Here is a 25,168-nt window from a genome sequence, read left to right as displayed (position 1 = left end):
CCTTATAACGCCCCTTCGCGCTGATATTATTTACACAAGTAATCCCATTAGTTAATTCTTTAATCCCTTTACGAATAGTATTTCTATCCCACCCCAACTCCTCTTGAACTAGTAGTTGTCCACCATAACCTAATCCGAGTACAGTTTGGGCTTGAAAACCCCGTCTTGCTGCTGTAACTTTATCGAAGATTTTTCAATGAATCAGTTAATTGTATCAACACTCTTATACACCCAAAAAATTGAATCTAAGTTAAATTTACTACAACTGGGAGAGGGAAGGAGCAGCCAATGGCTGCTTCTTTCCTCCTAAAAATGATTATCATTCTATGTATTGTTGATTTTATTTTTTGGAAGTCCCCCACCAACTTTTTAAGTTAATTTTATTTGATAAATTAAAACCTAACCATAAATCACCAACTACACTCTTGTACCACTGGAGTGGAGTGATATGGGAAGTACCAATAATCGACATATCAATGCTACTGCATTTAAATCCTTCTTGTTACAAGCGATGTTTTGTACTTGCAAGCAGAGAGGATTTCCCATTTGTCGAGAGTTCAATATATAGCAAAACTTTCCCTGTTTAAGAGCCTCATAAAGTAGGTAATCTGCTTGTCTTCGCACATAACTAGGTGCATTAACTGTCAAACTTCCACCGACTTGGTATTTATAATCAATCATAGGTTTATAAGATGATGTCTAAAAGGATTCTGGCAGCATTCAACAGGCACACGCCAACAAAGTGCGGTAGTTATCCTTAAAATTATCAATTACTTCTAAGAGGATGTTTTAAAAGTCCTCTTGTTGGTATCAAAAGTTCTAAATCTCTCTTAAAAAGGGGTACTTTGATTCCGGTTTCCCCCTTAAAAAGAGGGGTTAAGGGGGATCTAAAAGTGCCTAAGGTCACAGCGAAACACTTTTCAAACAACCTCTAAGTAATCTTATTTCTGCTTAATTTGCTCTGTGACGTAGGTGGGATCGCCAGGATAAAAGTTTCGCCGCAAAAATGCGTGATCGCGAATTGCTTCTACGATTAAACGCTCAAGTTCATCAGCATTTTCTGCTTTTACTCCTAAAAACCATGCCTCAACTGAACGAGTTCCTAAACCTTCAAGTCCGGGTATTTCTCCAAAATTGGAGAGTTTGCCAAGTTGATTATTTTTACTTATACCTAGGACTTACGCACTGTACAAAATAACTATCTTGTGCATTAACGAAAATACGTTGTTTCAGGCTTTTGTAAATCACCGTTGATTGGGTGCGACGCCGAATAGCCCGCCGCAGGCATCGCCAAAATCTCATTGAAAAACCTAGCTATAAGCCTTGAAAACTATACCTGTTATTTTGGCTTTTCTGTCAATGTGTAAGTCCTAATACCATTATTTTGAGATGCAAATTGGCTTGTCATGCTTCACCCTCTATTAAACAGGACTTACGCAAAATCATGATAAAACGAACCGCAATCGCGCAGCGTCTCGTTAGAGAAGGACGCATTCGCGCAGCGTCTCGTAGAGAAGGACACAAAGGAATAAGGGTTTCAGAGAGTTCTTGCGTAAGTTCTGTAAAGATCAATTCACGCAATTATTTTTTAGTTTTTACTTGTTAATCAACTGACTTAGCTGACGGTAGCAGGGAATAAAGTATTGAGCGATCGCATCGTCAACTTGCCAGAACTCTTCATAACTATCGCCACTGCAATAGCACCCCATGAATAAAAGCAACAAAGTTTGAAATGGAACATCAGCTAGAGTATGTAAGCTAACATCTGTAAAGAGAGTATTGATAACATTTTGCAGGTGAACCAAATTGGCAATTACATCGGCATAAATGCTGGTATTACCTGTGATTGTAGGCAAACAGGTCAGCCAATACTCCTCAAAGAAAATTTGGTAAAGTTGGGCGATCGCTTGCTTCAAACTGACTCGCGCCTCTAGTGACTGGATAGACTCTCCCAACCTGCCCCACTCTGCCAGCAACTCTTGTTCTAAAATTGATTCTTCAAAGCTCGATAGCTTGACATCTAACAACGGTTGCAGTACTCGCAAAAATAAAAAGTCTAAATCTGCAAATGCAAAATCCAGTTTCGTCGGATTTTCTTTGAGTGAGGAGGAACATGGAAGTTGTTCACTCAATTCCGGACGATCCCAGATGAATTTGAACTCTGCTACATCTGCAACCATTTCACCAATTAAATGGGTAAACATTAGCCCCAAACGTTGCCGTACCTCTCCTTGAAAAAACAGCCGTGCCCGTTCTGCATCAACAGACACTTGTTCTCCTTGGCGCTGAAAAATTTCTCGGCAGGTCAACGGCCCATAGTCGGTATAGGCAGTCTCAGCCGGTCGTAGTGGATCGCTACAACTTGCCAATATCTGATAGTCGCCCCGAAATTGAGTCAGCATGGACTGCCAGTTATGTCCCCAGATGTCATGCAGCAAATATTTTTCGGCATCTTTTGTAGCCAGAATACTCACTGAATGACTGAGAGTTTGGAGAATTTGCGGTTGGCTTAAATCAGTTGCTTGAGCCAGACGAGCACTCCAAGCAGCATCAATGCTTGCTGGATCACTAAAGCTAAATGAGGGAAAGTGACGGAATTGTTCAAACTTAAAGTTACTAAGGGATTCTAAAAACTGTTGGATTTGTTCGCGTTCAATTTCTGATAGCTGTTCCCACACGGCTGAATCACGCAGTTGATTGTCAGAATAATCAATACAAAAGTAAATTTGAGTCTCTGTGAAAAGAACTGCGATCGCCTCAACTGGAATGGGAATGTCTCCAAATAAATGTTGAAATAAAACTAGTGGTGCAGCAGGCGGCGCACTTTTTAAGTTGGGTAATAAACCGACATTCGTGAGGGCTGCCTGAATGATCTGCTTTTGCTGAACGACCTTACGATCGACCGTCTGCAACAGTGTTGTCATTTGTTCCTGAACTTCAGTTGCTAACTGAAACTGTTGGCAGAGTTGAGGAATGGCAAATGTGAATGACTCAGCTGGTGTTGCCTCAACTTTGTACTGAGTTAATGTGATAGATGATACAGTTGCCTGCCAAACTGCACCCCCTACTTCGTAGTAGTGCTTGAGTAAGGCGATCGCTTCGGCAAACGCTTGACGGACATTGACTGGAATAGTTTCTACTGCACAATCCTCACGACAAATTGGATGGGCAAATCCTTGTAATGTTGCTTGTAATTCATAAAGCCGTTGCTGCCATCGTTCTTGTGAATGAGCATCTCCACTACCATTTGTGATATGACGAGCAACTTGGAAAGCTTCAGCCATCAGAGTGCGCTGTGCAGCATCAAGCGTTGGTTTCGGTTGTAAGTTAGAGGTAATCATGGTGTCAGTGTGAATTATAAGTTATCGCTTTGGACAGTGATAGTTGCGTTGGACTTCGCTAGAGGTTCAATTGCTTCGGTGGCGCTCTGCTTGAGGTATCGCACAACCTCTTCATAAATTTGGCTGCTGACGCGATCGCCCCGACGACCGTTTTCTAGCCTGATATCATCAACAAAGAAATTCAGGTTGAACTGAACGTAAGTTATCGCGTCACTATTTTCGATTCCTTTGATTAAAACTTGTGGCTCCTGCCACTTTTGTCGGGGTTCTTTAAATCGTTCTCGTAACCATCGGTTCAGTTCCATTACATAGTCATCTAACCGGGTTTCTTCACTTTGAGGATTAGAAATTTTTTGATACAAACGCTGCACTCTCCGCTTTAACAAATTGATTTTGCGTTCCCATTCTTCAGTTATAATGCTGCTATCATTATCTAAAAGATGAAAATCCCGAATATAAATGCGATACCAATTTCGGATCAGTTCAATCAAGCTATCTTTAGAACGATTCTCTTGAAGTGCAAAAACTGAGCGATTGTGATAAATTTCGGTGACAACTTCTAAACCGATTGCGCTTAAAAACTCTCGATACTCTTGTTGCACATTCTCAATTTCTTCGTTGGTCATGCCACCTTTTTCAGCAAACTGCAAGGTGACGACAAGTGCCTCAAGCGCAGGTGCAATTTCTTCTAGTTTAAAGTTCACTTCCTGTTCGGCAAGCAGACGCAATTTGCCAATCTTCTGTTGGTTTTCTAATCCTTCTAACTGATAGTAGCGATCAATCTGTGCTAATTTCTGGTCAATATCACCTAGAGTATCGGGATGAGCCTGGATGACCTCTACCATCACATGCTTTGCTTCTTTGACATTCAGTGCGATCGGCAGTTTCATGTCGGTAGAGTAATGGTAGTACGAGGTCGGACGGCTGAGATTTGTAATGTTTTGACTTTGCAGTGTGCTGTTGGGGATATAAATATCACAATGCTTAGATGGTATATAAAGTTGAGTTACTCGCACTCCAATTTTTTGCAGCATGGCAATGGAGCCATTTTCCAGCAGTAACACATCGCCAAACTGAAAGGGAGTATCAATCAGTAATACAACTCCACTAAAGAAGTTAGCTAAAATTCCTTGAGCTGCAAAGCCAATTACAAAAGTTGCTCCACCCAAAGCCACCCAAATTCCTGTTAGATCCACACCAAAGGATTTCAGCACAAAAACAGTGGCTAGCGTGAAAACGATCACGGGAACAACTGCTTCCAGCAGGGGCAAAAGCACATCATCCCACATAGATTCAGTTTCTTGGGTATACCCCCGCAGGTAATAAATGAAAACCTGAGTAAAAAGTTGAACCAGCCAGTAACTAATCGAGATAATTAAACCAGCTGCCAATAAATTTTCAATACCGTCAATCAGCTTCACGGAGGGCAACTGATGAAAGGTAAATTTAAGAATACCTAGAATAAAAACTGCCAGAGCCGGATACGCAGATACATTTAGCGTCACCAAGGCAATGTCTCGTTCAAATTTACGAAAGATTGAACGCAGAACATAAAATAATATGATGTAAAGAAGTATTGTACCGGCGATCGTCAGCACTACGCTACTTAGAAAAAAACTCCAGGTATTGGCTTGAAATGGTAAAAGTTCTTTCAACATTGTTTTTAAGTCCATTTACCAACGATGTATGGCAAAGACAGCATTGGCTTTGACTTTGTGTAGTGTGCAAGGATGGGGTGTAAACTCTACTGAATCTCTACTTTGAGTCCGGGTAGCAGTTTCTCCAAGTTCTTCAGAGATTTGCCTTGCCAGGGCATATCATTTGACCCCAGCACGACTAACTGAACGCCTTTCTTCTTCCGCACACTCAGCACAAATTTGGACAACATACTGATACCGGAACTATTTAGAAATCCCAGATTTCTTAGATTCAGAGTCATCGTATTTGGCTCAGTGTCTACCACTTTATTTAAGAGATCGGCAATCGGAGCGTACTCCGCAGGGCCACCTAAACTTAGTTCTCCTTGGAAGTGAACCGTTGAAGTGTCAGATTCAACGTGTACGGTGTAGTCCTCGCCTTTAACGTCTTGCATTGCAACCATGTTAGATTCCCCTGAGCAATAATTGAAACATCATTATTAAGAACAAACTCTAGATTGGCAAAAGTGCCATTGCCGTGACTGTAGTAATATTGGGCTGTTCTTGAACCACATCAAACTTCCAGCCTAGTCGTGCAGAGTAGTCATTGATCATGGTTAAAAACCCCAAACCTGATGCTTCACTATTTTCCTCTGCACTTTTTTCAACTTGCTGGATATAAAGTTCGTTGGGATCGGAAACTAGCAGTTCTTGAATAAATGCCTGAAATTTGTCAACACCTGCCGCACTCAGGCTATTTGTGGCAAAAAGGACAGCCGCGATCTCCTCCTCTTCTAAAAAATGAATCCCAAATTTTACCTTAAAGTGAGTGGTTGTATCGTTGAATTTCATGGCGTTTTCTAACAGTTCGTTTGCCACAAAAACCACAGCAGCTTGCGCCTCTTTAAGCTGTCGTGCATGAGTTGGGTCGTCTTCATCAATTGGCAGAAAGTTAGAGAAATAGTCAGCAAGAAAGTAAGCCGATAATCGGTTGTTACGCCAGCGCTGTTTAATCGGGCGAGAATCTGGGGTAAATGTAAGTTCGAGTGAGTTGCGATCGGGAGGAAATTGTTCGATGAAATCGCCAAAAATCTGTGGCATCGTTTTTCCTGTTTTAGTGGTAATTGAGTTTTGTATTAATGAATGTTCCTAAATTCAAGTTATGTCTACGCTTTTACTAAATCAGGCTGTTCAGCTTCTCGCTTCAACACGAGCAAGGTAATGTCATCAAACACTTTTTGCTTGCCAATGTGCCGCCTGACATCGGTAATCACAGTATCTTTAATCCCTTGTGCTGAGTTGTGCCAGTTCTGGCTAATTGCTTCACACAGTTGTTCCACACCATATTGTTTCTTGTCGATATCATAGGCTTCTGGAATGCCATCGGTGTAAAGAACAACGCCGTCTCCAGGCTGTAATTCTACTGTTGCATGACTAATAAAATCGGCAATGTCATCATCGAGTCCAATCGGAAAGCCGAGATCCATTGTGTCGATACGTTCGATTTTTCCGTCACTCCTGACAATCAAGGTCTCTTCATGCTGTCCACTGATGCTTAAGTTGCCCTCTGAATAATTCAGGACAGCCAGCGTCAAATTCTTTTCTGAGTTCATTCGCTGCACATTTTTGTATATAGTGCGGTTGAGGGCATCGAGGAACTTCACCGAGTCATACTCGCCTAGCTCTTTGAGGGTTCGCACGGCTGTTTGGGTCATCACCATCAAAATTCCGCTTTCTAAGCCGTGTCCAGTCACGTCACCAATACCAAGGGTAGTAACTCCGTCGGTATGTAGTACATCGTAGTAGTCACCACCGACTTCATCAGCAGGTTCCATATATCCGGCAATGTCGAGTCCTTCAATTTCCAATTCTTCCGGTTGAGGCAGAATCATCTGTTGCAACCGTTTAGTCACCTCTAGTTCAGCACCCATTCGGAGATTTTCGGCTGTGAGTTTTTCATTTAAGAGTTTGATTTCCTGATTTGCTCGTTCTAATTCAGCTGGGCTAGGAAGTGCTAAGGCTTGTGGAACTAAGGGGATAAGTTGTACGGCTGTAAATACAGATATTAGTGCTGTTAGCGCTTTGATTAATCCTGATACCCAATAAGTTGGAAACCAAAGCGTCCAAATCTCCATGATGTGAGTAGTACCACAAGCTACGATAAATCCACTAAATAGTAGAAAAATCCAATTAAAAGGCAAATCCTTACGCTTGTTAACGAAGTAGAAGAGTGTAATGGGAATAGAGTAATAAGATAGGGCAATGAGTGCATCAGAGATAACGTGTAGCGAAACTAAACCGGGTTTCCAAAGATAGCAATGACCATGAGGAATAAAATAAAATGTCAACAATTCAGAGCCAAGATGCCACATAGAAAAATTCTCTATACTAATAAAATTAAATACATTGAGTTGTTCTGTCGAAAGATGCTCAAGCTGCGACACCGAATAGCCCGTCGTAGACATCGCTCTTTAAATCAGTAGTATCGCTTCAATAAATTGATTCCAAGTTAATAGTTGCCCTGCTGTGCGATCGCGTAAAAACATAATTTCATCTTTTGTCAATGGCGATTCTCCCACACTTGCCATTGCGATATTCATTTCATCAAGGCTAATAATATTGTCTTCATCAGCATCAATTGGTAAAAAATAAGTAAGAAAATCGTTGTATTCTGCCATCAACTGACGATGGCGCAGCATTAACTCACCGAATTCTTCAAAGTCGATTGTGTTGCTGCGATCGCTGTCCATACTTGTGAATAATAGCGCGATTTCGTTATCCGACAACCCCTTTCCTGCCTGGTTTAAATGATTAGTTAATTCTTCAATACAGAGATGTCCACTATGGTCTTGGTCAATGGCATCGAAGATATAGCGCAAGTCTCCTTTAAAGGTAGAAGACGCTTGTTTAAACAGCAGTTGGCGCGGCTTACTTTGGATCGCGGCCGCAAGGTGACGACGAAAGTTAGAAATAATCCGCTTTGCCACTAAAAACCGTTGCCGATGTTCTTCGGGACTGGCAACTGTATGTAGTGCTACCGGCACGAGCGAGGGTAGCGATCGCCGTAAAATCAGAAAACAGCCAATAGTTACAATCACAAAGGGCAGCGCTAAGACGGGCAATTTTAGCGGCGCAAATAAAGCTGCCAAGCCCCAACTAACTAGCGATGCAATAAAGGCACAACCCAGAGCAATAGAAATACTGAAGAAATTTGGTGTGTAGAATACTCCACCAATGGCGATCGCACTCAGCACAGCATTGTAACCCCATAGCCCAGTATACAAATCGTTAGGAGTCACTTGCAGCAGTAAACCTGCAAGTAAATACATTACGCATCCCAGCAAGCCAACAATGGCACTAATCGGGGTGCAGATAGCAATCCCTAAAACAATCAAAATTCCAACAACCCAGCTATTGGAAAAAAACACCTGCCCAATACTGAGCGGTAGCGATTGAGCGAGTTGCAACCCGTTAAATTGACTAGGATAAATAGGTGGTAACGACCCAAAATCGAAGAAAGTTTGAGGTAGAAATAGCACGAGAATAAGAAAACTTAGCACCGCGATATGAAATGGAATACCGAGCGGAGCTACTCGGAAGTGGCTAGCAAACCAGACTCCCACAGTTTCCATTAATACCGTGGAAACAGAGGCGAATACAATCACTGCGATCGCCCAATTTAGATTCCATGTGCCATTGCCAAATAGCCCCAGCGATGCGATCGTTGCTCCGGTGAGTAATCCATTCAGACCAAAAATGCCATTTTGAATGTCATCCCGATTGATGTGGAAAATTTTTGCAAAGTGTTTTTTTAAAATAATTGCTGTTAATGTTGCGATCGCAGTTCCCAGCAGGCTCATTGTCCCTAACCAAGGAGCCTGAATGAACATGGCAATTAAAAATAGTAGACCGCTCACAGGATTATTGACAAAAATGACTTGACCAATCCCGCGGAGAGTGGCGTTAATAAAATCCAATAAAGGTTGAGCCATTAAGCGTTGATTGAGGGACTGCATCGTACCTAATGGCAATAAGCTTTTTGAAATCTTTAATTTTGATTCCTCTGAAGATAAAACGTGAGAAATTAACTCATGCAGAGGAGAGGGATCGTTATCCATTTTGTCTAGATTGCCAACAAAAAATAGGCTGTTTAGTTCTAAAAGTTTTTTCTAATGCAAATGTATCTCGAGTCTGATAATTTTTTCATAGCAAAAGGTTGAGTGTTTCATTTTCAGATATTTCATCAGTATCCTTCTTCAGTAAGCACTTCAGAAATTACGTGTGTTTCCCTTGGGTTTTCTTCGCACTCAAGTTTCACAGCGTTTTTAACTACAAAACTAGTATCAATGACGATAACTAAATCAATAGTAAATATAGAACATACTTGCTTACTCATAGTTTTTCCTTTTTTATTTTGGAGCAAACCGAATAAGCTGATATTTGCAAAAGCTAAAAAATTTCAATATAAAGGAATAAAAATTGAAATACTAAATAAGAGTTTTATAAATAAACTTTTGCTAATACTTCTTGTATTTCATCATTAAAGCATATTTCTGTAAAATTAAACAATCACATAAATGTAATATATTTTACCTTGCTTTAACTCAATTTTAGATACTGTTACACTAACTACTCTTAATGTCGAGTCATAAATATCATAACTTTGACTATGCGAGAGGCTATTTATAAAGTCAATCTCAAGGTGATTAATTAATGAAAATTGCAATCTAAAATCCTGTATCAGCAGTATTATATATAAATCATGGCTCGAAAGACTTGTTATACCGACCTTAGCGACTCAAAAGGGTTAATTGTGGCTCTCTTAATTTCACCAGCCAAATCAAGTAGACATCGTTGCACAACTGATATATGCTCGTGTATGCAACGCTATCTACTACCAATTGAAAACAGGGTGTCAATGGGACATGCAACAGGCGCAAAAAACTAGTCTGTAAAGCACTAACTAAAAATATCTGATAACATACAAAAATAGATGGCATTCATGTAATTGCTTGAAGTTATATGAAGTAATAATTAATATGATAACCCTAGATAAATAACTTTTAATAAGTAGGTGAGTGAAAATAAACATCACTAGCTTACGAAATGTAAATATGCTTGAAACCCTTACTAATGAAAACTGACAACTGACAATTGACGACCCTAACTACTTAACTTTATTCGCACTGACCGACTTAATACCTAATTAAAATTTTATACAATCATCTTTGACTGGAGCAATTTTTTTGATGACAACTCAACTTACTCATCCCAAAATTATTCTCGACACCGATCCAGGTGGAGATGATATCTATACCTTCTTGTGGCTTCTGAGCTTGGTCAAACAAGGACTCGCGGAACTTGTCGCTGTTACTTCCGCAGATGGCAATGTTGCAGCCAAATGCACGTTTTCTAGTGCTAGCCAGATTTTAAATTTAGTAGGATTCCCACACATTAAGGTGGGTCGCGGTATCCTTGCAAAAAGAGAAGTTATAGAAGATGCCAGGCATATTCATGGGTCGGATGGGATGGGCAATCTTTCTCATACTTTACCCCCTGCCACGCACACTTTTGAGGATGCTCCCTACTCCGATGAACTGATTATTGAGGAGTTGAATGCTGCTCCGGGGGAAATTACCATCGTAGCGATCGCACCCTTAACCAACCTCGCAGCAGCAGAAACAAAAAGTCCCGGCATCCTAAAAAAAGCCAAGGAAATCGTGATTATGGGGGGTGCTTTCTTCTGTCCTGGTAATGTTACTCCCCATGCCGAATTCAATATTTGGTTTAATGTTGAAGCTGCTCGGACAGTATTTGATAGCCGAGACGATATCGTTGTGCTGCCGCTAGACGTGACCCGACGCTTAATTTTTACGCGAGATATGATTGTGGCAGTCACTCAAGCAAATCCAGAGAGTAAACTTTCTCAGTTCTTGACAAATCTTTGTGAGTTTATGATTGGCACAGCGTTGGGTTATCGAGAAACAGGAGGAATTTCAGGTTTCCTTGTTCATGATGCGGCAACATTAGGATACCTGTTTTATCCAGAAACCCTGATGCTGAAAAGAGCAAAAGTCCGGGTTGAAACAAAGGGACAGTGGACACTAGGACAGACATTGATTGATAGTCGTCCTGCCACGAAAGCAGCAGCAAATGCCTGGGTGGCGTTGCAGGTAAATGAAGGTAAATTTTTTACCAGCTTGGTTGAAGATTTGAAGCACCTATTTATAAGCGTCAAGCTCTAAGCTTCTCTTGTGGAGTCGCTTGCTCTTGATTTTAGGTTAGTAGTTAGTGGCTATTATTCACTAGTTATTTCACAAATGTTACTACTGGCGATCGTAAAAAGGAACTTATTCAAACATGGAATTCCTTAAGCAACTGATTTTCTATTTGACATTTGCTTCACTTGGATTCACGATTACAGACATTTATCTGCGGGCAAACAAGCTCTGGAAGCGCAAGCATGATAAAACGGTTGCTGAGAGTATTTCGATTACGGCGATGTTCGTTAGTATAGTGCCAGGTAGCGTATTTACATTAAATTATCTGTTTGTTGGCCAGTGGCAAGGATTTATTCAAGAAGCTCTATATCTATTGCTCGTGACATTTAATATTTCAGTGGGAATAGAACTATGGGTTCCTGGAGAACGTCATAAAAGCTTTTTCACATTACTGAAGCAAGCTCTCAATTTAGAGCGAAAGGAAGTTGGAGATTTAGCAATAGCTTTATTTAAACCGCCTCAGCATAAAACAATCATTGATATTCTCTGCCAGATTGCATTAATTGATGAAAGGCTGGATGAACGGGAACGAAAATTTATTGATACGTTCGCACAGAAATGGGGTATTGAGTTTTCTTGGAATATGCTTTAGTTACAAAGCGATGATTCAGAGATGAACTTTATTAAGCTGCGACAAGATGTTGAGAACTACTTGGCAACCTCTCCTCCAACTGAACAGATAATTCAATTACAGGACTTAATTAACATACTCATTAGGATTGATAAAAATATTTCCGAGCCAGAAAGACTGATTAATATTGAACTGAATGGAATGTTTCGTCGTTATCTTAACAATGACGAAATCTCCGAGGTTTTTTATACTATTGTGATTCCTCAAAACGAGAAGCAAGAACAGGCGATCGCTCAAAATTTTTCTGATTTGACTCGTTACAATGTTGCTGAAGGATTTGTCTACCGTAGCCAACCTTTTTACTCCAGGGAATTTGCCAAAATTTTTAGTAATCAATATCGGGCGCTCAATCTATTTAGCATTGTGACGGAGATGCTGTAAGTTTTTCTAACGTATAAAATAAGAAATTTGAAAGTTATTTAGTCATTTCATGACTAAATCTTTCTCGATCAATATCTGATAGTTTAAATCTGTATACGCTTGCCAATTTTAAATTAAGAAAAATTAATTTATTAGTTTCACAAAGGTAAAAGATGATGACCATAGAACGATTTAAAAAGTTCACTATTTTGCATTCCAATGATATGCATGGAGACTTTCTGGCAGAGGCTGGGGGTGAAGAAGGTCATCTGATTGGTGGAGTATCGTTGCTTTCTGGCTATATTAATAAGGTTCGCCAATCGGAGAAAAACGTGCTTTTTGTGATTTCTGGTGATATGCTCCAGGGTTCTCTGATTGATAAGGAATATAAAGGTATTTCAACCATAGAGATTATGAATTACCTCGCTCCAGATGTCGTAACTCTGGGGAATCACGAATTGGATTATGGATTGCCTCACTTACTGTTCTTAGAAAAAATGGCAAATTTCCCAATTGTGAATGCCAACTTGTATATCAAAAAGTACAATAAACGCTTAATGACTCCCTATCTGATCCTGAATGTCGATGGATTCGATATTATGTTCATCGGGATTATTACTGAAGAAGCTTTGAAGACATTAAAACGTGACAGCAGTATTGGTACATTTGTAAGTCTTGAAAATGCTGCTTCCGAAGTTGGCAAAATTTGCAACGCCTACAACAATGACGACATTGACCTAACAATTCTGCTGACTCACATTGGTTTTGAAGAGGATAAAAAACTAGCGGCATTGTTAGACCCTGAATGGGGTGTAGATATGATTATTGGCGGACACTCGCATACATTTTTAGAGCAACCTGCCCAAGTTAACAATATTCTGATCGCACAAGCTGGAATTGGCACAGACCAAATTGGACGCTTTGATATTATAGTAGATGACGACACTAACAGCATTGTAGAATGGCAGTGGCAACTTTTGCCTGTAGATAATAATTTAGCTGAACCAGATCGAGAAATTGAAAAGTTGATTACGATTTTTCAAGAAGAAGTCGATCGCAAATATAACCGACTGATTGGACGATTAGCTCGTCAACTGACCCATCCTAAGCGTGAAGAAGAAACAGAATTGGGTAACTTAATCGTTGATATTGTTGACCAACTAGATATGTTGGATGTAACTTTGATCGGAAGTGGTTCAATTCGCAGAACAAAATTAGGACCGCTAGTTACACTCAGCGATATTAAAGAAGTTTTTCCTTACGACGATGTACTTTATAAACTTCAAGTTACAGGCGTACAGCTTACTAAGATATTCGCACATATTATGAAATTAGAAAATAGAATACCTGGTGAAAGTTGTTGTTTTCAGGTCAGCAAAGGTATTCAGGCAGTTTACAGTGATTCACAAAATCAGCTTGAATCTTTGAGCATTAATGGACAACCTGTACAAGCTGATGCTCAATACACTATCTGTATAGAGGAATATCATTATAAAAATTCACTACATAGTCTAGGTATAACAATTGAAGACTTGACAAAATTAGATAATGCTAAGGTAATTTCAACATCTTGCCAGAATGTTCTTGAAGAGTACTTTAGCCATCATCAAAATCTTAATAGCCAGATCGAAGGAAGATTGATCTACAAATTGAGCAACGCCTACGGCAAAAGTTAAAGTTGAACTTGATTTTGAAATGGCTCACACCTTTCAACTACCGAGAACTGGTGGCGTTGGGGGCAGCCATTTGGTTAACCAGAGCAACAATGCCACAATGAAACAATGACATAGACAAGTTTGTAGCCAGAGATTTTTTGCACCTCGGCGTTGGGATTTGTGGGAGGTAAGAGAATTTTCTCTAGGGAATCATGCAACTGGGCTTCTTGAAGAGAAAATGTGTTAATTATATTCTGTCTATCATGATGATTTGGATTGTCTAAATTTCGTTTGAGCGGCGATCGCATAACTCTATGACTGCAATCGCCTTTTCTCACTTCCAGTACTAGCATTTCTTACACATTTGCGTTCGGATCTGCTGGAGGTAGCACAACAGTCATAGAAACCCGAATCCAAAGTATGATGTTACTTGCTTAATTATCTGTAATTGCATATTCCGGGCAATTGCATTTCTCTTGGGGGAAACAATCGCTCGTTGCGTTCCCGTGGCGTTTCTGGTAGTGTCGCTTTGACCTCTGCCACTGTTGTAGCGAACCAGTTGCGATCAAAGGGTAGTCGTCCGCCTTCCACAAACTGCACCCATAAAGTGATTCCGCCTTTTATCCAAATGGTACAAACTGATTTGGGTTCTACTTCCTTCGGTAATCTCACCAATGATGCGGCGATCGCGAGATGTCAGGGGGTCTTGGGTTGGGGCTACAGCTTTGGCTTGGGTTGCGAGGTAGTGGTTTACTTCAGCTTGGGCTAACACTTGTTCATCAAGAAAAAACTAGGAATTGCTTCCTGTGTATGTGTTATGTAAGGCATAATAGAGTTCCTTGATAAAAGGGTAAAAGGTGATCGCACTAGTTTGGTAGACAGGGGCGGTCGTCTTTGTTATGTGTGCAAACAACGTTGTGGTTTAGCACAACGTTCTCTTTCTTGATTTGGCGTAGCTATCAAAGCTAGTCGCTAAGGGCATTATCAAGGCAGCAGATGAATAGCATCAGGGGACATGTACAGCCTTAACAATGTCAAAAGCTAATCGTCTAATGTCTTTTGTTAATTATTTATTCAGTGCAATATCCATTTCCCGGCTGTGTATCCCTTGCCTTGAAAGTAGTTGATACTCTGCCAAAGGAACTGAGGGGAAAGATTACTAAACCATCCCAGACACCATCCTTACTCCGGCTGGTCAAAACTCCCGACAAGCTTCAACAAGCCGTAGCGATCGCACTCAACTGGTGGCATATTAAAGCACTCGTTCCCACTCCCAGCGCCAAGCAGTCTCTACCACTATTTCTTTGCCGTTGGTGAATTTGATGAATTTTCCCATTTTGGCACGGTGATGCCTATATTGCTTTTTTTAACCTGCCAGTTAAACTTTAGGTTGAGCCAGAAATTACAAAGACTAACGCAAGCGATCGCCCCCAATTTAGCGATATATTCATTCACTCCAAATTTATAAAATACCCAATTGACAATTAAACTATTTAAAATTAAGCCAAAAAAACAGATTAGGTTGAATTTGAAAAACCGTTGTAATCGTTGACTGATTGATTGCTGCTCTTGAGAGACATAACTAAAAGTCCACACATCATTCCAAAGGAAATTATTAATAATCGCAACTTCTGTTGAAAGCATAGCACTAAGAGTTAACGTTAAATTTAACTGGTTGTGCAGAAAATAAAACACTCCCAAATCTACCGCTACCCCAATTAAACCCACTACACTAAAGCGGATAAATCGAGCTATAGACAACCAGGAAAGACGCGACTGCAAGCTTGGATAATTTGTATCCAGATGGAGATTATCTCTATTTTTATTTTTTTGATGTTCTTTACACACTTAATCGACTTCTTATAGCTCAATAACTTTTTTATTTATTTTGAATTTTTTCGATTTGCCACAGTTCTGAAACTGGGTCAATCAAACTGACTGAATAGGTTTTATTATCCTCAAATCGAACCACCAAGTCTTGGTTATTCGTATGATTATCATCCCACAAAAAAATATTGTTTATCTCTTGAGGTAGGGGCGGCAGATGGTCACTTTGTATTGATAATAAATTTATTTTTGGTTTTAAAAGATGACTGAAATATAGGGAGGCTCCAATATTTACAATATTGTCGTTAGTTACTAATAAAGGACTGTCGAATTTATTGATATATTTAGCTGCTATTTGCCAAGATTGGTTTCTTGCCTGTGTCCACCAAGTATCAGCTTTAAAAAACATCACATCTGAAACTAGCCCAGCTATCAGAACTCCAACTATTAAGAATTGCCAAACTTTTTGCCGCCAGTGTTTCTCAAAGAATAGATGGAAACTTAAAACATAAGCAACAGCAATTTGGATACTGAGATATAAAGGCAATTGATACCGAAAAGTAATAGAGCGAATCCCACCCCCAATCAGGTCTGGTAACAGCAAGCATAGAGCTGGAACACCTCCTAATAAAAGTAAAAATAGACTTATAGATTTAGTACATTTTTTGACTATACAATACCCAATATACAAAACCAAATTTAAAGAAAATACTACAGATATAATGCTATAATAAAGATTCTTACTTTCTAAAATAAACTTGTTATCCCATGTATTTTCCGAACCCAAGTTGACATCAAAAAATATTCGAGTGAGCCGAGTCAGGAAAATAGCTATTAAATCGAAAGGATTATCTATCTTGATTGATGATAACCATGACGTTAGCTGTTGGGCAGTGCTGATATGAGTAATAACTACAAATAGCCAAGGAAGAAAAATAAATATCCCAACTGAAGTTCCCAAGAGATAATTGACAAGACTTTTGTTAAAACGAAAGTTGTGTCTAAAAATTACATAAATTCCATGAGATATTGCTATCAAAACCGTAAATAAATGAGTATATAATCCTAGAGCTAAAGTAATAGCGTATATTGCCCAGCTAGCAAGATTTTCGCGTCGAATAGCTCGCAACAAGGCAGCACTCGATACTAAGATTGTTACCATCCACAAACCGTATTGGCGTGCATCTTGAGCTAAGAAAATTTGCAAGGGAGAAACAGCCATGAGAGCGATCGTCACCCATCCCACAATTGGGGACTCGAACAACTCTAGACACAGCCAATACACACTGGGAAATACCAACAGACTGATCGCCGCTGATAAACTCCTCAATCCAACTGACGAATCTCCAAATACTTGCACCCACAATCTCAACATCACATAATACAAAGGGGGATGCTGTGGGTCTGAGGTTATTAAATAGCGAACCGTTTCATTGATGCCTCGGTCTGGGTTAAGATGTTGATATTTATCCAAGGCAGTAATAGGAATTATATTCTCATTAAAAACTTCCTGTTGCACTTCAGCGACAGTATGACCAGAAATTGCTAGAGAGGTAAAAACTTCATCGTACCAGATCGCTTTTTGACCCAAATGGGCAAAGCGAAAGAAGATACCTAACCCAATCATCAAAATCACTAATATTTTTAACAAAATTGGGGGAATTAGTTTAGCTATTGAAGTTTGTTTTTCTAAATTCATTGTTTAATTAAAATCATCCAGATAATTTATCAAATAAAGGGGTTGAAAACCTTCAATAAATAGTATTAAAGTTAAACAACTCACGAAAATGGTCATCGGTTATTCTCAAAATTTGTTTTTTTCGGTACGGATATTCTTGAATATAATGAAGTTGATTTTTTATTTTTGTAGACCGTCAAAATCCCAGCCAACCATTTTTTTTACCCCAATTTCATATTTCGGACGTGTCTAATCGGTAAAGAACAGGATGGATAACTATAATTCCGCTAGATATGATTTCAAGCGTTCTGCTAAGACTTGTATATGAGGTTCCAAAATGCATGTGTAGTGATTACCGGAAACATCAACAATTTTAATATCTTCTGCATCCATGATAGAGAATAATTCCACCCACACAAGAGTTGGATCAGGAGCCATAATATGCTTTTCTGTAGCTCTAAATACGGTAACTTTTCCTAGATATGGCTGTTGCACATAGGAATAAGTTGCTTTTAAGGTTCCGACTAATACATCGAGAATGCGTCGGTTTTGTTGACTTTGATTTGATGGCGGTAATATTTTAACTTTTACCGCCTTGTCAAGAATGTAGTTGATTTGTTCGTTAATACTCAAGTGGTTGATTTCATCAGGCATTATCAAATTATCCTGACCTAACATTCCGCCAAAATACCTGGAAAGAACGCCAACCAAATATAAAGCGTCAATTTTTTTATTTTTATCTAAGAGAATTGGAATATAAGAATCTATTATTGCCAACAAAGAGACTTCATGTCCCTGTTTATGTAATTGCTGCGCCATTTCATACGCCACAACTCCCCCAAATGACCATCCTCCAATAGAGTACGGACCTTGGGGCTGAAATTTCTGAATTGCTTGGATATAGAGGTTTGCCATATCCTCAACTCGCGTTAATGGTTCTTCTTCCCCATGAAATCCTTGCGCTTGCAAACCATAAAACGGTTGATCAGTACTTAGATGCTGCGCGAGTTTTAAATAGCAGACAACATGACCTCCTGCGGGATGTACGCAGAAAAATGGTTGCTTGTTACCTTTTGGTTGAATGGGGATCAGGAGGGAGCGATCAAAAGTATATCCACTAGTATTAAGAAGGTTTGCAAACTTTTCAATGGTGGGATTGGTTAGGACTGCTGATAAGGGTAATTCCTTAGCAAACTGCTGCTCAATTGCAGCTATTAAGTGGATTGCTGAAAGAGAATTTCCACCGATTTCAAAGAAATTATCTTTAATACCTACTGGCTGAATGTTTAAAATCTCTGACCAGATTTTTGCCAGTCCCCGTTCGGTATCGTTGCGCGGTGCGACAAATTCATTGTGCTGGGTGAAGCTAGAAACTGTTGGCTTTGGCAAAGCGCGACGGTTTATTTTTCCACTGGGAGTTAAGGGTAATTTGTCTAATATGACAAAAGCTGTTGGTACCATATAATCTGGTAGCTTTTGTCTAAGGAAATCACGCAGGTTATCAGGCGTTGGTTGCCCTTGTTGAACAGTCAGATAAGCGACTATTTGTATTTGTTCTGGTCGATCAGATTGGGTAATCACAACCGCTTCTTGCACCTGTGGATGAGTGGAAAGAGTGTTTTCTATTTCTCCAAGTTCGATCCGAAAACCCCGAATTTTTACTTGATTATCTATTCGACTAACATATTCAATGATGCCATCATGGAAGTAACGAACTAAATCTCCGGTTTTGTAAAAGTAGGAACTAGATGAGAAAGGATTAACAATAAACCGTTCAGCAGTGAGTTCAGGACGGTTGAGGTATCCCCGTGCAACCCCAACACCACCTATATACAATTCCCCAATAACTCCTGTAGGGACTGGTTGGAGGTGAGAATCTAATATGTAAATTTGTGTGTTGGCAATGGGACGACCGATGGGGGCTAGCGCATGAGATAGTTTCGCAGCTTCTACCTGAAAGACAGTAGACCAAATGCTCGTTTCAGTCGGTCCGTACAGATTCCATACAGCAGCACCTTTTTCTAATAATTGCTGTGCCAAGTCACTAGTCAAACCTTCTCCACCGCAGAGAATTTTTAATTGAGGAGAACCACTCCATCCAGCTGCAAGCATCATCCGCCAACTAGCTGGTGTGGCTTGCATAACTGTAGCACCAGTAGTATCAATAATATCTTTAAGCAGCCTACCATCACTAGCTACTTTTCGGGTAGCTAATACCACCTTAGCCCCCGTAATTAGGGGTAAATATAGCTCTAAGGCAGCAATATCAAATGATATTGTAGTCACTGCCAAAAGTACATCTGACGCTGTTATTCCGGGTTCATACTGCATGGATTTTAAGAAATTGACCACAGCGCCGTGAGGAATTTCTACTCCTTTCGGCTTACCAGTTGAGCCGGAGGTATAAATAACATAAGCTAGACTTTTAGCAGTTGCACGTGGTGCAGGATTGTCTTCGCTATGGGTTGCAATATTTTCCAGGTTTGTACGTAAACAGACAACTTTCCTTTGTTCATCATCAGCAAATAACTTTTGATTATCAGTCAGTAACACTGACACCTGAGAATCAGATAAGATTAATTCCAAGCGTTCTTGTGGATAGCATGGATCTAAGGGTAGGTAAGCTGCGCCAGCTTTCAAGATACCCAAAAGTCCTACTAACATCTCTAAAGAACGCTCAATACAGATACCTACTAATACCTCTGGTTTAACTCCCAGTGTTTGTAAGTAGTGCGCTAGTTGATTTGCTTTCCTGTTCAGTTCATTATAAGTAAGCTGTTCTCCTGCAAAAGAGACTGCGATCGCATCTGGTGTTCGCTCTACCTGTGCTTCAATTAATTGGTGGAGACAGATTGCCAGGTTATAATCGGTCTGAGTTGCATTCCAATCAACCAGTATTTTCTCTCGTTCCTTCTCACTCAGCAATGGTAACTGAGCTACTGATTGTTCTGGGTTTGAGACAATACTTTCCAGTAAATTTTGGAAATGTTCGCTAATCTGAGCAACCATCACTCCATCTAACAGATTGCTATTGTACTTAAAATAACCTAGTAATGATTCAGAAAACTGGATAACTTCCAAACTTAAATCAAACTCTACTTTTGGCTGGGCTAGTTCCTCGTATTTTAATATATTTTCCTGTTCATTTGTCTTCTGAAAAGCAAACGAAGCTTGACAAATAGGTGAATGACTTGAGTTAAACTTTGATTGTAATTGTTTTACCAATAAATCAAACGGATAATCTTGATACTCTATTATTTCTAAAACTGTATGATTAACCTGACTCAGGAACTTATTAAATGAAAGACCTTCTGAAATCAAATCTCGTGAAACAACTATTTTGTTAGCAGACTTGTCAACAACTCTTTCAAATTCGCATTTATCTGACTGAGTTAGTATTAATCCTACCAGAATATCTTTTTCACTCGTGTAACGGTAAAGCAAAACTTTAAAGGCTGCTAAAAGAAGGTTTTCAAGGCTAACACTTTGATTAATTACCAGTTTTTTTAGTAAGCTAGTTAATTTATTGCTAATAACAAAACTCAAGGAAGAACCATTAAATGCTATTAGAGGAGAACGAAGTAAACTAGTAGGTAACTCCAGTAAAGGTAATTCTCCAAATAACTGTTTTTCCCAATAATCTTTCACCCTTTTGAGTTCAGAATTTTCTACAGGAAGTAATGCTTTCATATTTAAGTATTTATTATTCATAGGTTTTTGTAAATTATTATTTTTTTGAGGTAGCAGATAATGATTGAAAAAAATGTAACCGCGCAAATCTCAGTTTATTTAACTATCGATTGAACAGATATGCAGTTTATACAATTTATAAGACTGATAAGATTACTGTTTTAATTGTTAATTTAAAAAGAGGGGAGCAGTTAAGATGTAAGTCATAAAGCACTTACTGATGTTGTTAATCCCTAAATAGAATTATTTTCAATAAAAATGAATAAGAAAACAATTGCGACTTAGAAAATTTAATAAGACACGATACCTTCTTCTATTGAAGACGCTGCGCGTGGCTTCGTTCCCGGATAAAGTTAAGGCAAGCCTTTAAACGTCTATGCTTATGGGATGGGTTGCTAATGAAGCTGGTTTCATATCACGAATGTTGCACATATTACCGAAAGCCGTAAGTATCTTTCGCTTAAGTTTAGTATTAAGTCTACTATGAGCGACCTGTAGATTATCCATCACAAGAATATCGCCTTGTTTCCATTTAAAGACAGATGCATTTTTCCATTCAGCTTTGCCTAACTCTTGTGCTTCTGCTTGCGTCATTTCGGTATCTTGACCATCCTCGTTCAAAAAATATGTGTTAAGGGTACTGGTTCGTTTTTGCGAACTATCGACAACAGTTGCTGCTGTTGTTAATCCTTGTTGAAATCTTTTGTATAAGTTCGCTGGTAGCCAATTGTAATATAGCCTTTTCCAAAATGAATATCGTTGCCCAATGTTTCGATACCATTCTCTACTAACTAAAGAATCAACAATGCTAAGGCAAAAGCAGAGCCTACTTGTTTTTGGATGACTAAATAAAGTAATATAAGAACATTCAAAATAAATAGAACCATCCTCTTGCCAGTTGAAATCAAATCCTTGTTCTTGAAGAAGTCTGGTAATCTCCTCTTGCAAAAGACCTTCAAAGACAATCTTTAATAGATGCTTAGGAACATATCGCACAAATCGTTGAGGGAAATTGGCAATTTTGTACTGTAAGCTAGGAGATAAATTATCAAATAACTTTTCGGTATTGATGATGGGAGTCTCGCCATATATATCTGGCTGAATTTGGCAGAAGAAAGCGAGTACACTCGGTCGCATTGGTACCATATTCAGCTCATTATGAGGAGCAATGATTCTATCTGGTGGAGCTTCAGAAGAGGTGAAAATTTTATCAGTTATTCGTACACGATGAGCGCTACCAAAATGATAAACTGACTGCAATTGTACGTTCAGTAGCTCTAACACTTTTTGAAATTGCTCTGCATCCTCAACTTCAAATCCCCGAAACAAAATGGCTCCGTATGTATCTAGCTGTTGATTTAACCAGTCGCTACTTTCATTGACTAATCCCTTCAGAACTGCAAAAGATTTTTCCTTGATTGGCTCAATCACTAAAGGTAATTCTTTTTCATTACTTATAAAGGTTTTTTCATTATCTTGCAAAAACCTTAACTTCATGTCTTTTGAAATAGAAATGGGAAGATTTGGCATGGATTTTTTAAAATGATAAAATTAGTTAATCGGTAATATTATATTGAACCTTTAATTAGGATACCTAAATTGTCTTTAAAAATCAAGCTTTACAAGCATTTTTAGCATTAATTTCATAATTGCACCTAAAACGCTAATAATAACGACTATTATTGCCCAACAAAAGTTTTTAGATAATTTATAAATGTATTAGCATAATAAATAATTATAAAATTTATCCAGTTAACAATTGCTAAATATCCTTATAAATTCCCAATTTTTAATGCTTCTAAATTAACTGATTCCACCTCAGTTTTAATAGTAGATTGGTTAGATGATGTGATATATACTCCTAACATAATCACAGCAAACTTATCAAGGTTAATACGTTGATATTTTCGGAAAATAGAACTCAAGCTTCTTGGGTGCTAAGGACGGGAACAAATAAATCGCATAAGGAAACAAATCCTGAAGATAAACTTTTGAGGGAATAAGCATAAAGTCCCAGTCCTAATATTTGGCATATTAAGGCTAGGGAAATTACCGAAAGCCACCCACCTAAAGAACACGGAAAAAGCCTATCTTCAGTGAGTATAACAATAGGCAAAAGCAACAGGGTTCTGATCGCAGAGCACCAAGTCATAATAACTTTCGGACTCAATTGAGTTCGTAGTTGCTCTACAATGAGTGGGTATAGGCCAAGAAAAGCGGCTGATAGTATTGCTGTTATATCTCCTTGGAGTTTGCCATTAGCGGATGAAAAGTCATAGTATGCTAGAAGGCAAGCTCCTGCCATCGCTATAAGCATCCAGATCAAAAATCTACGGTCAAAGCTTTTCCTCCAAATCAGCCACCCTACTGACACAGTGAACAGTGGAGCTTTCCCACTCTGCATGAAAATTATTACTCGTGTATAACTTCATGATACTTAAATTCCATCACTGTCAAGCTAGTTCCCGTATAAATGACTTTTTCTAATTGAAAGCCACTCTTTTCAAACAACTCTTTATATTCTTGTTCTGTGCGCCAGTAACCCCCCGGGTTTGTCACCATCATCTGAACTGCTGCAAGAGCTGGGATAGTCCCATCTGGATATTCTACCGGCGCACCACGCGGTGGAACTAGTGTTTGTAGAAGTACTACCTTACCTTCTTTGGAGAGAGCTTCTCTACACCGAGTTAATACCTTGATCGCATCTTCAACACTGAATACGGAGAGGAAATACTTCATTACGATCGCATCTGCACCCTTTGGTATCTCCTCTAACGCATTACCACCAATGACTTGCACGGCATCTTCATCAATTCCTTGCTTTGCGAGGAAAGCAGGAGCTGTTTCAATCTCGTGCGGTAGGTCAAACAATATGCCTTTACAGCCAAATTTTTTGACAATATGAGCAATTAGTGCGCCTTGATTGCCTCCAACATCCATAACTGTATTAAATTGACCGAAATCATAGACCTCAAACAGCGAATCAATTGCTTGATTCGTTAAAAAGCTCATGGCATTGTTAAACAGATTTCTACTATCGGGATTTTCTGTCATAAAGAACTCGTAGAAATTCTTGCCCTGTGCTCTTTCAAAAGCAACTTCGCCTGTTTTCAAGGAATTCCCTAATTCTCTCCAAGCATCCCACATAGAGGGTTCTATAATATGCATCAGGAAATGTCCAAGAGAAGGCTCTGCATTTGTAATCAAGTGTTCTGAGAGTTCTGTTGCTGCAAATACACGTCCGGGCTTTTCTACAAACACACCTAAATGAGCTAGAGCACGGAGAAGAACATAGAGAGTTTCTACTTTTGTAGAAGTTTCTTTTGCGATCGTTTCTACAGTCATTGATCCTGACTGTAAGAGGTTAGGTATACCTAAGTTTGTTGCCACATAAAGGCACTGACTTTGCCAGTAGCCATAGGTCATCTGGGCAAGCTTCTTGGATGCTGAAGTCGTTCCTAACAAATTCTTTCTCCTTGTGAAATTATCAGGGTTTGCTAGTAGGTATAATATACACTGAATTGAACTATTGGGTAGAAAATGCTCACTTAATACCCAAAGCCCAACTCAGGAACTGTGGTTCCTGAAATTATGATTTAAAAGCTAGTGAAAAGTTGATCTAGAGAGAGCAATCGTTAGCACTACCCAAGGGGTAAACCCACTAGTTCTACATCTTTGCCCCTTCAATCAGAATAACTCTGTGTCTAGCCGCATAAAAAAAGCGGGCAAGTTGTAAAGCTTTGGTCATCTTGGCTTTGCTCACCAAGATAGTCTGAGGATTAGCAGCTACAACATTTTTCGTAAATGGCGATCGCATCATACCCCACAGCAAAGATATCAACGCTATCAAAGCATTGAATGGTAAGGCGATGGCGATTGAGTTATTTTCTGCTGTATCCCAGTCCCTAGCTGCTTTATTGGGAGTGTTAATTGTTTTCTTAACGTTTAATAGTCAGTTGATCGCTCAAAGGCGGCATGAGGACTACTATACACTTCAGATTCAGATTGACCAACTCATTCGTCTAACTCAGTCTCTTCCCCCCGAACTCAGTAATTTTGCTGAAACTC

Annotated in this window: 22 protein-coding genes and 1 pseudogene; 7 read left to right on the top strand and 16 right to left on the bottom strand. The window is 39.3% G+C overall.

What is annotated here, in order from left to right:
• From V7K46_RS31895 to V7K46_RS31860, 8 genes and pseudogenes are all read right to left on the bottom strand, one after another.
• Positions 1-190, bottom strand: a pseudogene (locus tag V7K46_RS31895) (hypothetical protein); the annotation flags it as partial.
• Between the two features lie 1,405 nt (positions 191-1,595).
• Positions 1,596-3,341, bottom strand: a complete 1,746-nt coding sequence (locus V7K46_RS31890; RefSeq protein WP_335120467.1) for a hypothetical protein — start codon at positions 3,339-3,341, stop codon at positions 1,596-1,598.
• A 14-nt stretch (positions 3,342-3,355) separates the two neighbouring features.
• Complete coding sequence (locus V7K46_RS31885; protein ID WP_335120465.1) at positions 3,356-4,999, bottom strand: mechanosensitive ion channel family protein; 1,644 nt, start codon at positions 4,997-4,999, stop codon at positions 3,356-3,358.
• Positions 5,000-5,085: 86 nt separating this feature from the next.
• On the bottom strand, positions 5,086-5,442 hold the full coding sequence (locus V7K46_RS31880; RefSeq protein ID WP_335120463.1) for a slr1659 superfamily regulator: 357 nt from the start codon (positions 5,440-5,442) through the stop codon (positions 5,086-5,088).
• Positions 5,443-5,491: 49 nt separating this feature from the next.
• The gene (locus tag V7K46_RS31875; RefSeq protein ID WP_335120461.1) at positions 5,492-6,079 is read right to left on the bottom strand and encodes a DUF6272 family protein; all 588 of its coding nucleotides are present in this window, start codon (positions 6,077-6,079) and stop codon (positions 5,492-5,494) included.
• Between the two features lie 65 nt (positions 6,080-6,144).
• On the bottom strand, positions 6,145-7,443 hold the full coding sequence (locus tag V7K46_RS31870; protein WP_442939894.1) for a PP2C family protein-serine/threonine phosphatase: 1,299 nt from the start codon (positions 7,441-7,443) through the stop codon (positions 6,145-6,147).
• A 6-nt stretch (positions 7,444-7,449) separates the two neighbouring features.
• The gene (locus tag V7K46_RS31865; protein ID WP_335120459.1) at positions 7,450-9,096 is read right to left on the bottom strand and encodes an urea transporter; all 1,647 of its coding nucleotides are present in this window, start codon (positions 9,094-9,096) and stop codon (positions 7,450-7,452) included.
• A 125-nt stretch (positions 9,097-9,221) separates the two neighbouring features.
• Positions 9,222-9,374: a hypothetical protein gene (locus tag V7K46_RS31860; protein WP_335120457.1), complete on the bottom strand. Its 153-nt coding sequence runs from the start codon at positions 9,372-9,374 to the stop codon at positions 9,222-9,224.
• Positions 9,375-10,227: 853 nt separating this feature from the next.
• Between V7K46_RS31860 and V7K46_RS31855 the strand changes: the two genes are divergently transcribed.
• The 4 genes from V7K46_RS31855 (at position 10,228) to V7K46_RS31840 (ending at position 13,926) form a co-directional block, all read left to right on the top strand.
• Positions 10,228-11,223: a nucleoside hydrolase gene (locus V7K46_RS31855; protein WP_335120455.1), complete on the top strand. Its 996-nt coding sequence runs from the start codon at positions 10,228-10,230 to the stop codon at positions 11,221-11,223.
• 115 nt (positions 11,224-11,338) lie between these two features.
• Positions 11,339-11,851, top strand: a complete 513-nt coding sequence (locus V7K46_RS31850; protein ID WP_335120453.1) for a tellurite resistance TerB family protein — start codon at positions 11,339-11,341, stop codon at positions 11,849-11,851.
• A 21-nt stretch (positions 11,852-11,872) separates the two neighbouring features.
• Complete coding sequence (locus tag V7K46_RS31845; RefSeq protein WP_335120451.1) at positions 11,873-12,271, top strand: hypothetical protein; 399 nt, start codon at positions 11,873-11,875, stop codon at positions 12,269-12,271.
• A gap of 152 nt (positions 12,272-12,423) precedes the next feature.
• Complete coding sequence (locus tag V7K46_RS31840; RefSeq protein WP_335120448.1) at positions 12,424-13,926, top strand: bifunctional metallophosphatase/5'-nucleotidase; 1,503 nt, start codon at positions 12,424-12,426, stop codon at positions 13,924-13,926.
• A 74-nt stretch (positions 13,927-14,000) separates the two neighbouring features.
• Here V7K46_RS31840 and V7K46_RS31835 read toward each other — a convergent pair whose 3' ends face one another.
• Positions 14,001-14,258, bottom strand: coding sequence for a hypothetical protein (locus V7K46_RS31835; RefSeq protein ID WP_335120446.1), 258 nt, complete (start codon positions 14,256-14,258; stop codon positions 14,001-14,003).
• A 143-nt stretch (positions 14,259-14,401) separates the two neighbouring features.
• Between V7K46_RS31835 and V7K46_RS31830 the strand changes: the two genes are divergently transcribed.
• Positions 14,402-14,674 carry a hypothetical protein gene (locus V7K46_RS31830; protein ID WP_335120444.1) on the top strand — a complete coding sequence of 91 codons (273 nt, stop codon included), beginning with the start codon at positions 14,402-14,404 and terminating at the stop codon, positions 14,672-14,674.
• A 308-nt stretch (positions 14,675-14,982) separates the two neighbouring features.
• Positions 14,983-15,222, top strand: coding sequence for a hypothetical protein (locus V7K46_RS31825; protein ID WP_335120441.1), 240 nt, complete (start codon positions 14,983-14,985; stop codon positions 15,220-15,222).
• Here V7K46_RS31825 and V7K46_RS31820 read toward each other — a convergent pair.
• The 7 genes from V7K46_RS31820 to V7K46_RS31795 all read right to left on the bottom strand — a co-directional run bounded on the left by V7K46_RS31820 (position 15,202) and on the right by V7K46_RS31795 (position 24,950).
• Positions 15,202-15,753, bottom strand: coding sequence for a GtrA family protein (locus tag V7K46_RS31820; protein ID WP_335120439.1), 552 nt, complete (start codon positions 15,751-15,753; stop codon positions 15,202-15,204). The two genes, V7K46_RS31825 and V7K46_RS31820, sit on opposite strands and share 21 nt — an antisense overlap.
• 31 nt (positions 15,754-15,784) lie before the next feature.
• The gene (locus V7K46_RS31815) at positions 15,785-17,431 is read right to left on the bottom strand and encodes a glycosyltransferase family 39 protein (RefSeq protein ID WP_335120437.1); all 1,647 of its coding nucleotides are present in this window, start codon (positions 17,429-17,431) and stop codon (positions 15,785-15,787) included.
• A gap of 255 nt (positions 17,432-17,686) precedes the next feature.
• On the bottom strand, positions 17,687-21,187 hold the full coding sequence (locus tag V7K46_RS31810; RefSeq protein WP_335120435.1) for an amino acid adenylation domain-containing protein: 3,501 nt from the start codon (positions 21,185-21,187) through the stop codon (positions 17,687-17,689).
• Between the two features lie 279 nt (positions 21,188-21,466).
• The gene (locus V7K46_RS31805) at positions 21,467-22,630 is read right to left on the bottom strand and encodes a TauD/TfdA family dioxygenase (protein WP_335120433.1); all 1,164 of its coding nucleotides are present in this window, start codon (positions 22,628-22,630) and stop codon (positions 21,467-21,469) included.
• Positions 22,631-23,021: 391 nt separating this feature from the next.
• Positions 23,022-23,405 carry an EamA family transporter gene (locus V7K46_RS32245; RefSeq protein ID WP_442939895.1) on the bottom strand — a complete coding sequence of 128 codons (384 nt, stop codon included), beginning with the start codon at positions 23,403-23,405 and terminating at the stop codon, positions 23,022-23,024.
• A 107-nt stretch (positions 23,406-23,512) separates the two neighbouring features.
• Positions 23,513-24,565: a methyltransferase gene (locus tag V7K46_RS31800; RefSeq protein ID WP_335120431.1), complete on the bottom strand. Its 1,053-nt coding sequence runs from the start codon at positions 24,563-24,565 to the stop codon at positions 23,513-23,515.
• Positions 24,566-24,767: 202 nt separating this feature from the next.
• Positions 24,768-24,950: a hypothetical protein gene (locus tag V7K46_RS31795; protein WP_335120429.1), complete on the bottom strand. Its 183-nt coding sequence runs from the start codon at positions 24,948-24,950 to the stop codon at positions 24,768-24,770.
• Positions 24,951-24,969: 19 nt separating this feature from the next.
• On the opposite strand from V7K46_RS31795, the gene V7K46_RS31790 reads away from it, so the two are divergent.
• Positions 24,970-25,168, top strand: a 199-nt coding sequence (locus V7K46_RS31790; RefSeq protein WP_335120427.1) for a hypothetical protein, incomplete at its 3' end; no start/stop codon positions are given.

Origin of the sequence: Nostoc sp., assembly GCF_036917395.1 — a bacterium.
Lineage (GTDB): Bacteria > Cyanobacteriota > Cyanobacteriia > Cyanobacteriales > Nostocaceae > Nostoc.
This window is presented reverse-complemented; position numbering and strand designations above follow the sequence as displayed.

Excerpts from the sequence above, each read along its gene's own strand:
- V7K46_RS31890 (WP_335120467.1), bottom strand. The coding sequence starts at position 3,341 with ATGATTACCTCTAACTTACAACCGAAACCAACGCTTGATGCTGCACAG.
- V7K46_RS31885 (WP_335120465.1), bottom strand. The coding sequence starts at position 4,999 with ATGTTGAAAGAACTTTTACCATTTCAAGCCAATACCTGGAGTTTTTTT.
- V7K46_RS31880 (WP_335120463.1), bottom strand. The coding sequence starts at position 5,442 with ATGGTTGCAATGCAAGACGTTAAAGGCGAGGACTACACCGTACACGTT.
- V7K46_RS31875 (WP_335120461.1), bottom strand. The coding sequence starts at position 6,079 with ATGCCACAGATTTTTGGCGATTTCATCGAACAATTTCCTCCCGATCGC.
- V7K46_RS31870 (WP_442939894.1), bottom strand. The coding sequence starts at position 7,443 with ATGTCTACGACGGGCTATTCGGTGTCGCAGCTTGAGCATCTTTCGACA.
- V7K46_RS31865 (WP_335120459.1), bottom strand. The coding sequence starts at position 9,096 with ATGGATAACGATCCCTCTCCTCTGCATGAGTTAATTTCTCACGTTTTA.
- V7K46_RS31860 (WP_335120457.1), bottom strand. The coding sequence starts at position 9,374 with ATGAGTAAGCAAGTATGTTCTATATTTACTATTGATTTAGTTATCGTC.
- V7K46_RS31855 (WP_335120455.1), top strand. The coding sequence starts at position 10,228 with ATGACAACTCAACTTACTCATCCCAAAATTATTCTCGACACCGATCCA.
- V7K46_RS31850 (WP_335120453.1), top strand. The coding sequence starts at position 11,339 with ATGGAATTCCTTAAGCAACTGATTTTCTATTTGACATTTGCTTCACTT.
- V7K46_RS31845 (WP_335120451.1), top strand. The coding sequence starts at position 11,873 with ATGAACTTTATTAAGCTGCGACAAGATGTTGAGAACTACTTGGCAACC.
- V7K46_RS31840 (WP_335120448.1), top strand. The coding sequence starts at position 12,424 with ATGATGACCATAGAACGATTTAAAAAGTTCACTATTTTGCATTCCAAT.
- V7K46_RS31835 (WP_335120446.1), bottom strand. The coding sequence starts at position 14,258 with ATGCTAGTACTGGAAGTGAGAAAAGGCGATTGCAGTCATAGAGTTATG.
- V7K46_RS31815 (WP_335120437.1), bottom strand. The coding sequence starts at position 17,431 with ATGAATTTAGAAAAACAAACTTCAATAGCTAAACTAATTCCCCCAATT.
- V7K46_RS31805 (WP_335120433.1), bottom strand. The coding sequence starts at position 22,630 with ATGCCAAATCTTCCCATTTCTATTTCAAAAGACATGAAGTTAAGGTTT.
- V7K46_RS32245 (WP_442939895.1), bottom strand. The coding sequence starts at position 23,405 with ATGGCAGGAGCTTGCCTTCTAGCATACTATGACTTTTCATCCGCTAAT.